Below are 12,721 nucleotides of genomic sequence, written 5' to 3'. Positions count from 1 at the left end.
CGCCTACGTGCCGCTGGACCCCGGCTACCCGGCCGAGCGCCTGGCCTATATGCTCGACGACAGCGGCGCCCTGGCGCTGCTGGTCGACGGCAGCACCCGTGAGCGCTTTGCCGGCGGCGCGACACCGCTGATCGACCTGGATGCCTGCCTCTGGGCGGACCAGTCCGAGACCGATCCACAACTGGCGACGGCCAGCGCCAGCGACCTGGCCTACGTGATCTACACCTCCGGCTCCACCGGGCAGCCCAAGGGCGTGATGGTCGAGCACCGCAACCTGTGCAACCTGGTGCAGTGGAGTTCGCGGCTGTGCCCGCCGCAGCCGACCGGTGCGCTGCTGCACAAGACGCCGGTGAGTTTCGATGCCTCGGTATGGGAGCTGTTCTGGCCGCTGTGCGCCGGGCTGCGCCTGGTGCTGGCGCGGCCCGACGGGCAGCGCGACGCGGATTATCTGGTGGAGGTGATCCGCCAGCGCCAGGTCAGCGTCGTGCAGTTCGTGCCGGCGCTGCTGCAGCAGTTCCTGGGCGCAGCGCAGTGCCACACCTGCAGTTCGTTGACCGACATCGTCTGCGGCGGCGGCGAGCTGACCGCCGCGCTGGCTGCCCAGGTGCGTGAACGCCTGCCCAATGTCCGCCTGCACAACGTCTACGGCCCCACGGAAACCACCGTGGACTGCAGTGTCTGGACCCTGCAGCCCGGCCAGCCGGTGCCCGCCGAAACCTTGCCGATCGGGCGGCCGATCAGCAACACCCGCCTGTATGTGCTGGACGCCTGGGATCAACCGGTGCCGCAAGGCGTGGTCGGCCAGTTGCACATCGGCGGTGCCGGGGTTGCGCGTGGCTACCTGAACCTGCCGGCCGCCCAGGCCGAGCGTTTCATCGCCAGCCCGTTCGTGGCCGGTGAGCGCCTGTATCGCAGTGGTGACCTGGTGCGTCAGTTGGCCAACGGCGACCTGCTGTTTGTCGGCCGCAGCGATTTCCAGGTCAAGCTGCATGGCCTGCGCATCGAGCTGGGCGAGATCGAAGCACGCCTGCTCGAACACCCGGCGCTGCGCGAAGCCGCCGTGCTATTGCGTGACGAGCGCCTGGTGGCCTGGTTCAGTTGCGCAGCGGGGCCGCAGCCGGGCATCGACGCCTTGCGCAGCCATCTGCTGGGCACGTTGCCGGACTACATGGTGCCCACGGCGTTCGTCGCCCTGGACAGCCTGCCGCTGACCCCCAACGGCAAGCTTGACCGCCAGGCTCTGCCGGCGCCGGACGACAGTGCCGTGCTGGCGCGCCGCTTCGAGGCGCCGCAAGGCGAAACCGAAATCTGGCTGGCGCAACTGTGGGCCGAGCTGCTCAAGCTGCCGCGCGTCGGTCGGCAGGACAACTTCTTCGAGCTGGGTGGGCACTCGCTGCTGGCCGTCACCCTGGTCGCGCGCATGCGCCGTGCCGGGTTGTCGGTGGATGTCGGTGCGCTGTTCGCCCAGCCGACCCTGGCGGTGCTGGCACGCAGTGTGGTGCGCCAGGCACAGGCGTCGGTACCGGCCAACCTGATCGCGGCAGGCTGCACGCAGATCACCCCCGAGCTGCTGCCGCTGCTCAGCCTCGAGCAGGCTGACATCGACCGCATCGTCGCCCAGGTGCCCGGCGGCGCGGCCAACGTGCAGGATATCTACCCGCTGGGGCCACTGCAGGCCGGCATTCTCTATCACCATCACCTGGCGGCGGGAGAGACCGACCCTTACCTGCTGGAGGCGCGTTTCGCCTTCGCCAGTGCCGAGCGCCTGGACGCCTTCTGCGCAGCGCTGCAACGGGTCATCGAACGTCACGATATCCTGCGTACCGCGCTGCGCTGGGATGGCCTGCAGACGCCGGTGCAGGTGGTCTGGCGTGAGGCTTGCCTGCCGGTGCAGGAGGTGCCACTGGCAGCACTGGACGGTCCGGCGCGCCTGGATCTGACCCAGGCGCCGCTACTGCACCTGGCGCACGCCAGGGATGAAGGCGCTGGGCGGATCATTGCAGTGCTGCGCTTCCATCACGCGATCATGGATCACATCGGCCTAGAGGTGCTCGGCCACGAAGTGCAGGCCATGCTGCTCGGCGAACAGGCGCGGTTGCCTGAGCCCGTGCCGTATCGCAACTACATTGCCCAGGTGCTGCAAGGGCCTGACGAACAGGCCCACGAGGCTTTCTTCCGTGAACAACTGGGCGATATCGACGAACCCAGCCTGCCGTATGGCATGAGCGCATCGCACAGTGTGCAGGCACCCGGCGTGGCGGTGCTGCCGCTGGAGCCGGCGTTGGCCCAGCGGCTGCGTGCGCAGGCCCGTCAGCTGAATGTCAGTGTCGCCAGCCTGATGCACCTGGCCTGGGGCGAGGTACTGGGCCAGCTCTCTGGCCGCCAGCAGGTGGTGTTCGGCACCGTGCTGCTGGGCCGCCTGCTCGGTGGCGAAGGCGCCGAGCGCGCCATGGGCGTGTTCATCAACACCTTGCCGTTGCGTATCGATCTGGGCGAACTCAGCGCTCGCGATGCGGTACTCGACACCCACCAGCGCCTCAGCGCATTGCTCGCTCACGAACAGGCGCAGCTGGCTCTGGCACAGCGCTGCAGTGCGCTGCCCGCGGGCACGCCATTGTTCAGCACGCTGCTGAACTTCCGACACAGCAGTGCCGCGCGGAGCGACGCTGAGCGGGGTGCCGCCTGGCAGGGCATCGAAGTCTTGCAGGCCGAAGAGCACAGCAACTACCCGCTGACCATGAGCATCGACGACCAGGGTGATGAGTTCCTGCTCACCGCCCGCACTCAAGGGGGGCTGGATGCGCAGCGCATCTGTGCGTACCTGCAGCAGGCGCTAGGTGAGTTGGTCAACGCGCTGGAGCAACACCCAGAGCGAGGCCTGGACGGCGCGATCATTCCGCCGCACGAGCGTCAGCGGCTGCTGGCGACCTTCAACGACACCCGTCTCGATTACCCGCGCGAGCAAGCGGTGCACCAACTGTTCGAACAGCGCGCCGCGCTGCACCCGCAAGCCGTGGCGCTGGTGCATGGCCGCCACTCGCTAAGCTATGCGCAGCTCAATGCCCGGGCCAATGCCTTGGCCCATCATCTGCGCGGGCAGGGCATCCAGGCGGGCGATCATGTCGGCATTCTGCTGCCTCGTTCAGTCGAACTGGTGATTGCCCAACTGGCCATCGGCAAGTGCGCGGCCACCTATGTGCCCCTGGACGTCAACGCGCCCAGCGAGCGACACAGCTACATGCTCGAAGACTGCGCCGCCGTCTGCTTGCTGACTCAGAGCGGGCTGCCAGTAGCGGCGCCGATCCGGCGTATCGACCTGGATACGCTGACCCTCGAGACCCAGGCACAGCACAATCTCGACTTGCCACATGCGCCTGATTCGGCGGCCTATGTGATGTACACCTCGGGCTCCACCGGGCTGCCCAAGGGGGTTCGTGTTGGGCACCGCGGCATCGTCCGCCTGGTGCTGAACAATGGCTACGCCGAGTTCAGCGACCGCGACTGCTTCGCCCTGGCGTCCAACCCGGCCTTCGATGCCGCGACCTTGGAGGTCTGGGGCGCGCTGCTCAACGGCGCGCAATTGTTGGTCGTCGACCACGCCACCCTGATCGATCCAGAGCGCTTTGCCAGCATGCTGCGCCAGGGCGGGGTCAGCGTGCTGTTCCTCACCACGGCGTTGTTTAACCAGTACGCCCAACTGCTGCCGCAAGCCTTGGCTGGTTTGCGCGTGTTGCTCTCAGGCGGCGAGCGGGCCAACCCGGCAACCTACCGTGCGCTGCTGGCCCACGCGCCGAATACCCGGCTGTTCAATGCTTATGGCCCGACCGAAAGCACCACCTTCGCCACCGCGTACGAAGTGCGGGCGGTCGAGGCTGATGTGGAAGTCCTGCCGATTGGTCGACCGATCAGCAACACCCGTGTCTATGTGCTCGATGCACGCCAGCGCCTGGCACCAATAGGCGTGGTGGGGGAGATGTATATCGGCGGCGATGGCGTGGCCTTGGGGTATCTGAACCGCGCCGAGCTAAACACCGAGAAATTCCTCGCCGACCCGTTCAGCGACCAGCCGGGGGCGATGATGTATCGCACCGGCGACCTTGGGCGCTGGTTGGAAGACGGCCAGTTGGAGTGCCTGGGTCGCAACGACGATCAGGTCAAGATTCGCGGTTTCCGTATCGAACTGGGCGAGATCGCCAATGCCCTGCAGCAGTTGCCGGGGGTTCGCGATGCCGTAGCCCTGGCCCGGGAGGATGAACCAGGGCAGGTACGCCTGGTGGCTTATTTCACCACAACCGAAGCGGGCGAAACCCAGACCGCGCAGCAGATGCGCGCGCAGTTGCAGACCAGCCTGCCGGACTACATGGTGCCGTCGGCCTTCGTCGAACTGAAAACCCTGCCGCTGACCGCCAATGGCAAGCTCGACCAGCGCGCGCTGCCCAAACCGGATCATTCGAGCCTGGTCGGGCTGACCTACGACCCCCCGCAAGGCGAGTTGGAAAACGCGCTGGCGGCGATCTGGGCCGAAGTGCTGCAGGTCGAGCGGGTAGGGCGTCACGATCACTTCTTCGACCTGGGCGGGCATTCGCTGCTGGCCATGCGCATGGTCTCCCAGGTGCGCCAGCAATTGGGCTTGGAACTGCCGCTGGGTGAGCTGTTCACCCTGGGTGAACTATCAGCCGTGGCGGCGGCGCTGGCCAACCAACACGCCGCGCCGGTCGAGTCGATACGCCCGCTGCCACGTGGCGAGGCTTCGGCGCTGTCGTTCGCGCAGCAGCGCCTGTGGTTCCTCAGCCAAATGGACGGAGGCAGCCAGGCTTACAACATTCCCCTGGTCCTGGAGCTGTGCGGGCTTCTCGACGTGGTGGCGCTGCAACGCAGCCTGTCGCGCATCGTCGAGCGGCATGAAACCCTGCGCAGCCGCTTCATCGCCAATGAGCAGGGCGCCGAGGTGGTGTTCGTTTCCACACCGCTGCAACTGCCGCTGGAGGATCTGCGCGAGCAGCCGCAGGCATTGCACGAGCGGCTTGCGCAGTTGGCTGTCGAACCCTTCGACCTGAGCCGCGAACCGGCCCTGCGCGCCTGCCTGTTGTGCCTGGGCGACGACCACCACGTGCTGTCACTGAACGTGCACCATATCGTCGCCGACGGTTGGTCGATGGGCGTGCTGACCCGCGAACTGCTGGCCCTGTACCCGGCATTGCACTATGGCCAGACCGACCCGCTGCCGGCTCTGGCGATTCAGTACGCCGACTTCGCCGCCTGGCAACAAAATTGGCTGAGCGGTGAACGTCTGCAGCAGCAAGCCGCCTACTGGCGTCAGACGCTGCAGGGCGCACCAACCTTGTTAAGTCTGCCTACCGACCGGCCACGGCCGGCGCATCAGGACTTCGCTGGTGCCAGCCTGGCGCTGAACCTGGACGCCGAGCTGACCGCCGGCCTGCGGGCGTTGGCACAGCGTCAGGGGGTGACGCTGTACATGACCTTGATGGCCGCCTGGGCCTCCCTGCTGGCACGCTTGTCCGGCCAGGCCGACGTGGTGGTCGGCAGCCCGATAGCCGGGCGCAACCGGGCCGAGTTGGAGCCGCTGATCGGCCTGTTCGTCAACACCCTGGCGATTCGCCTCGACCTGTCGGCAGCGCCCACCGGCGAAGCCTTATTGGATCAGGTGCGCAGCCGGGTGCTGGATGCACAGGATCATCAGGATCTGCCGTTCGAACAGGTGGTCGAGAGTGTGGCTCCAGCCCGCAGCCTGGCGCATTCGCCGTTATTCCAGACCACCCTTAACTGGCTGGCCGGCGAAACCAAGCTACCGACTCTGGACGGCCTGGCACTGTCGGTGGTGGAGCAGAGCAGCCAGGTGGCCAAGTTCGACCTGTCGTTGAACCTGGGCGAGCGCGGCGATGTGCTGATCGGCACCCTGGACTACGCCACGGCGCTGTTCGATGAGGCCAGCGTGCGCCGCTATGGTCAGTATTTCGAGACTCTGTTGCAGGCACTGGTCAGGGACGAGCAATGCGCTATCCAGGCAGTGCCGCTGGTCAGCGATGCAGAGCGGAAAACCTTGCTCGACACCTTCAACGCCAGTGCCATGCCGTTCGCCATCATGCAAACCCTGCATGGGCGCATCGAGGCCCAGGCGCTTGAACGTCCCAGCGCGATTGCCGCTCAGGCTGGTGAAGCAACCCTCTGCTACAGCGAACTGAACGCCCGCGCCAATGGCCTGGCCCATCGCCTGATCGAACTGGGCGTGCGCCCGGACGAGCGCGTGGCGGTGCTCGCCCGCCGTGGCCTGGATACCCTGGTCGGCCTGCTGGCGGTGCTCAAGGCTGGCGCTGGCTACGTGCCGGTTGATCCGGCACACCCGGACGAGCGCATCGCGTACCTCCTGAGCGACAGCGCCCCGGTGGTGGTGCTCAGCCAGGGGGATCTGCTTGAGCGCGTACCAGCGCTGAGTGTGCCGCTGTTGCTGCTCGACCAGCCAAGCTGGGGCGCCCGTACAGATAACCCGCAGGTGCCGGGGCTCAATGCCCGTCACCTGGCCTACGTGATCTACACCTCCGGCTCCACCGGTCAGCCGAAAGGCGTGATGGTCGAGCACCAGAGCCTCAATAATCTGGTGGATTGGCACTGCCAGGCATTCAACCTGCACGCCGGTAGCCACACCGCCAGCGTCGCCGGCTTTGGCTTCGATGCCATGGCCTGGGAAGTCTGGCCGGCGCTGTGCGCCGGGGCGACTCTGCACCTGCCACCGGCAGATATCGGCAACGAACAGCTCGATGCCTTGCTGGACTGGTGGCAGACGCAGCCTCTACAGGTAGCCTTCTTGCCCACGCCGGTGGCCGAGTACGCCTTCAGTCGTGAACTGAAACACCCGACGCTGCGCACCCTGCTGATCGGCGGTGATCGCCTGCGCCAGTTCCCGCGTGATCCGGGCTTTGCTGTGGTGAACAACTACGGGCCGACCGAAACCACGGTAGTGGCCAGCTCTGGACGGCTGTGGCCGGAAGGGCGCCTGGACATCGGCAAGCCAATCGCCAATACGCGCTTGTACCTGCTCGACGAGCACCAGCAACTGGTGCCAAGCGGCGTAGCGGGCGAGCTGTACATCGGCGGTGAGGGCGTGGCGCGCGGTTACCTGAACCGCGCCGACCTGACTGCCGAACGTTTCCTCGATGACCCGTTTGTGGCCCAACCGGGCGCGCGGATGTACCGCACCGGCGACCTGGCGCGTTGGAACGCCGACGGTACCCTGGACTACCTGGGGCGCAACGATGATCAGGTGAAGATCCGAGGCATGCGCATCGAGCTGGGCGAGATCGAAAGCCAGCTCGGCCAGGTGCCGGGGGTCGAAGAAGCGCTGGTGCTGGCCCGTGAAGACATGCCCGGCCAGCCACGCCTGGTGGCCTATTTCACCGGGCCGCAGGCGCTGTCGGCTAGTGGCCTGCGCAGTGCCTTGTTGGCGCGGCTGCCGGGCTACATGGTGCCGAGTGCGTTCGTGCAGTTGGAATCCTGGCCGCTGACCGCCAACGGCAAGGTCGACCGCCGTGCGTTGCCGGTGCCGGATCGTGAAGCGCTACCGGAGCGCGCTTTCGAAGCGCCGCAGGGCGAGCTGGAAACCACCCTGGCGGCAATCTGGTGCGAGCTGCTGCAGGTCGAGCGGGTGGGGCGGCATGACGACTTCTTCGAACTGGGCGGTCACTCGATGCTAGCGGTGACCCTGATCGCCCGCCTGCGCGCTCTGGGGCTGGAAGCCAACGTGCGCGTGCTGTTCGCTCAGCCAACCCTGGCAGCGCTGGCGGCCAGCATCGGCTCAGAGCTCGTACAGACTGCGCTACCGGAAAACCGCATTCCTGCCGGTTGCCAGCGCATCACCCCGGACATGTTGACCCTGGTGCAACTGGAGCAGCCAGCCATCGAGCGCATCGTTGCCGCGGTGCCCGGTGGTGCCGCCAACGTGCAGGACATCTACCCGCTGGGGCCGTTGCAGGCCGGTATTTTCTACCACTACCTGTCGCGCCCGGACGACGACCCTTATCGCCTGCAGGCACGCTTCGCATTTGCCGACCGCTCGCGCCTGCAGGCTTTCTGCCAGGCACTGCGCCAGGTCGTCGCGCGCCATGACGCGTTGCGCACTGCGCTTTTCTGGGAAGGGCTGGAGGCGCCGGTGCAGGTGGTCTGGCGGCATGCCGAACTGATGCTGCACGAAGTGCCCCTGGCCAGGCTCGACGACCTGGTGGTACTGGATCTGCAACGCGCGCCGTTGCTGGGCCTGGCCTATGCCGATGACCCGCAAAATGGCCGCATCCTGGCGGTGCTGTCGTTCCATCACCTGATCATGGATCACCTCGGTCTGGAACTGCTGGGCCAGGAGCTGCAAACCCTGCTGCTCGACCAGGGCGCGGCATTGCGTGAGCCGGTGCCGTATCGCAACTACATCGCCCAAACCCTGAGCGGGCCGGGGCAGGGCGCCCATGAGGCGTTCTTCCGCGAGCAACTGGGCGATATCGACGAGCCGACCTTGCCTTATGGGCCTACGGCGCTGCAAAGCAGCCGGGCGCCAGGCGAGGCCAGTCAGCGCCTAGATAGCGCGCTGTGTGCACGCATCCGCGAACAGGTGCGGGCTTATGGCGTTAGCCCAGCAAGCTTGATGCACCTGGCCTGGGCACAGGTGCTAGGGCAGTTGTCCAGCCGTGAGCGAGTGGTGTTCGGCACCGTGTTGCTGGGCCGTCTGCAAGGTGGCGAGGGCGTGGAGCGCACGCTTGGTGTGTTCATCAATACGCTGCCGTTACGGGTCGATCTGGCTGACCAGTCCGTGCAGCAAGCGTTGCGCCAGACCCACATACGCCTCACTGATCTGCTGGCTCACGAGCATGCACCGCTGGCCCTGGCGCAGCGTGCCAGTGCCTTGCCGGCCGGTGCACCGCTGTTCAGTGCCTTGCTCAACTATCGGCACAGCAGCCGGCAAGAAGGCACCGGGGAGGCTTGGGAGGGCATCGAGTTGCTCCAGGCGAAGGAGCGCAGCAGCTACCCATTGACGGTCAGCGTTGATGACTTGGGCGACCGCTTTGCGATGACCGCACTGACCGCCAACGGGATCGATGCACAGCGCGTCTGCGGCTATCTCGTATGCGCCGTGCAGCAACTGTTGCTGGCCCTGGAACAGGAGCCAGAAAAAGCGCTGAGTACCTGTAGCGTTTTGCCTGAAACCGAGTGCCACGAGCTACTGGAGCGCTTCAACCCGAACTACGTGATGCCAACAGATACCCGGCCTGTCCATCAGCGTGTCGAGCGCCTGGCGCTTGAGCAGCCCGACGCGATTGCCGCCCAGGTAGGCGATGCCACCCTGAGCTACGCCGAACTGAACGCTCGCGCCAACGGCCTGGCCCACCACCTGATCGAACTGGGCGTGCGCCCGGACGAACGCGTGGCGGTGCTGGCCCGCCGTAGTCTGGACACCCTGATCGGGCTGCTGGCAGTGCTCAAGGCCGGCGCCGGCTACGTGCCGGTGGATTCGGCACACCCGGACGAGCGCATTGCTTACCTCTTGAGCGACAGTGCGCCAGTGGTAGTGATCAGCCAGCGGGATCTGCTCGAGCGTGTGCCAACGCAGTCTGCGCCGGTTGTGCTGCTCGACCAACCAAGCTGGAGCGCCCGTGAAGACAACCCGCAGGTGCCGGGCCTCAATGCCCGTCACCTGGCCTACGTGATCTACACCTCCGGCTCCACCGGCCAGCCCAAGGGCGTGATGGTCGAGCACCAGAGCCTAAATAATCTGGTGGACTGGCACTGCCAGGCCTTTGACCTGGGCGCCGGCAGCCACACCGCCAGCGTCGCCGGCTTCGGCTTCGACGCCATGGCCTGGGAAGTCTGGCCAGCGCTGTGCGCCGGGGCGACCCTGCACCTGCCGCCCGCGCATATCGGCAACGAACAGCTCGATACATTGCTCGACTGGTGGCAGGCGCAGCCGTTGCAAGTGGCGTTCTTGCCCACCCCAGTGGCCGAATACGCCTTCAGTCGCGAGCTGAAGCATCCGACGCTGCGCACGCTGCTGATCGGCGGCGACCGCCTGCGGCAGTTCCCGTGTGATCCCGGCTTTGCCGTGGTGAACAACTACGGGCCGACCGAAACCACGGTGGTGGCCAGCTCTGGGTTGATGGAGCCTGGCGGTATATTGCACATCGGCAAACCGGTGACGCATGCCCGCCTGTACGTCCTGGATGCCCGCCAGCAGCCTGTACCGATTGGTGTACCTGGCGAGTTGTATATCGGCGGCGACGGGGTCGCGCGTGGCTACCTGAATCGCCAGGATCTGACTGACGAGCGTTTCCTTACCGATCCATTCGTGGCGCAGCCGGGCGCGCGGATGTACCGCAGCGGCGACCTGGTGCGCTGGCTGGACGATGGCACCCTGGATTACCTGGGGCGCAACGATGATCAGGTAAAGATTCGTGGTGTACGTATCGAACTCGGCGAGATCGAACAGCACCTGGCGCAGTGCCCCGGTATCGGCGAGGCTGTAGTAGTCACCCGGCAGTTGGACGATGCGTCCGTGCGCCTGGTCGCCTACTTCACCCGTCGTGACCCAGCACTGGACGGCGCTGCGATTCGCAGTAATCTGCTGGAACGCCTGCCGGAGTACATGGTGCCAGCCTTCTATATGGGTCTGGATGCCATGCCACTGACCCAGAACGGCAAGGTCGACCGCCGCGCGCTGCCCGATCTGGCCGCGCATGAGGTGGGGAGTGCGGCCAGCGAACCACCGCGCACGGCGCTGGAGCAGCGCCTCGCCGAATGCTGGATGCGGGTGCTGCAGACGGGGCCAATCGGGCGCTGCGACAGCTTCTTCGAACTGGGCGGGCACTCGCTGTCAGCGATTCAATTAGTCAGTCTGCTGCAGGACGAGGGACTGTCGGTGACCCTGGCCGAGTTGTTCCAGCGGCCGAGCATCGCCGCCTTGGCCGAACTGCTTGAACAGCGTCCGGCGAAGGCCGTCACACAAAACATTGTCGAGGTGCGTGCGGGGGGTAAGGAGCCGGCGCTTTTCCTGTTCCACGACTTCACCGGCCTGGATGCTTACTTCCCGGTGTTGGGGCAGCATCTGCCGGGTGATTTCCCGATCTATGGCCTGCCGGGTATCACTCTCGGCGAGCCACAGCTGAGCACCATGGAGCGCATGGCGGCGCACATGATCGAGCATATCCGCAGCGTACAGCCCAGCGGTCCTTATCGATTGGCTGGCTGGTCATTCGGCGGGGTGCTGGCCTATGAGGTCGCTACGCAGCTGGTGGGTATGGACGAGACGGTCGGTTTCGTCGGTCTTATCGACAGCTACACGCCGCGCCTCACCGATCAGGGCAAGGAGCGCTGGCATGCGCCCGATGTATTGCAGCGTCACCTGCTTGTGCATTGCCAGAGCCACTGGCAAACCCAGGGCGAGGCGGGGCACACTGCTGTGCGGCAGTTGGCGAGCTGGCAGGCCCAGGCGATCTTGCCAGGCTTCGATGAGCTGCTGCAGGCGTGTCGCGACGCCGGGCTGCTCTACGAGGAGCTGGCCAAGGCCAGTGACCTGACCCTACGCCACTATCTGGAACGCGAGGTGGCCCACGGTCATGCCCTGGCCAACTACCAGCTGCAGCCATTGGGATTGCCGGTACATTTATTCTGCGCTGAAGAGCGTGGCCAGGCTCCGGCGCAGGCCAGTGCCAATAACGGTTGGGAAACGGTACTGCCCGAGCCGTACCTGCAGCGCATGAGCGTACCGGGCGATCACATGAGCCTGATGCGTGCGCCCCATGTCGCGGTGCTGGCTCAGGCACTGGGCGAGGCGATGTCCAGAGCATCGCTGCAACGGCCGACCACTCCAGTACATGCTGCGCTTCTGGCGATCCAGAGTGGCCAGGGCGACAGGACACCGTTGTTCTGTGTCCCAGGCGCCGGTGACAGCGTGACCAGCTTCATCGGCTTGGCCGAAGCACTGGGCAGCACCTGGCCGATCTTTGCTCTGCAGCATCGAGGCCTGGACGGACGTAGCCTTCCGCACAGCCGGGTGGAAGCCGCGGCACGCTGCTACGTGACGGCGCTGGAAGCCCAGTATCCGCAGGGACCGCTGCACTTGGTCGGGCATTCGTTCGGCGGCTGGGTAGCGCACGCGATGGCCGTGATGCTCGACGCCAAGGGACGAGAGGTGTGCTCGCTGACCCTAATAGACAGTGAGGCGCCGAACGGCGAGGCACTGTGTGGTAAGTCCCATACCGGTACGGCAGTGCTGGAGCGCCTGATCGAAGCGCTCGAATTGTCCAGCGGAAGATCCCTGGATCTGGATCGTCAGACCTTTGCTAGCCAGGACGACAGCACGCAGATGCGCCTGCTGGAAGAAGCCATGGTGCGTACTGGGCTGTTACCGCCACGGCTGGCCGGCCAAGCATTACAGGGCATCGTGCGCACCTTCGGCAGCGCTCTGCGCAGCGAGTATCGACCGAAGTCTGGGGTGTACAGCGGCTCAACGCATCTGGTGCTGGTTACCGACGCCGGCCTCGGCGAGCAAGAGAATCGACTGGAGCAGGCGCGCATGGCGGCGACCTGGAGGCAATTGTTGCCAGGGCTGAAGCTTTGGCATGGCCCAGGTGACCATTTCAGTATCCTCAAAACACCTGACGTCTATAGCCTGGCTGCCTGGTGGTATGAGGCGCAGGCCAGCAGTGTCGAGAAGGTCCTGCCATGA

The 12,721-nt window shown here is 65.8% G+C and carries 1 protein-coding gene (cut by a window edge); it reads left to right on the top strand.

The genetic code is table 11. The annotated features are described in order from the left end of the window. Positions 1–12,721 carry the 3' portion of a non-ribosomal peptide synthetase gene (locus FB481_RS08315; protein ID WP_147175925.1) on the top strand. The gene continues 4,991 nt to the left of window position 1, outside the view, so 12,721 of the gene's 17,712 nt are visible here — the last part of the coding sequence; its start codon lies beyond the left edge, outside the window; its stop codon occupies positions 12,719–12,721.

This window comes from Pseudomonas sp. AG1028 (assembly GCF_007993955.1).
In the GTDB taxonomy this organism is placed as follows: Bacteria; Pseudomonadota; Gammaproteobacteria; order Pseudomonadales; family Pseudomonadaceae; genus Aquipseudomonas; species Aquipseudomonas straminea.
This window is presented reverse-complemented; position numbering and strand designations above follow the sequence as displayed.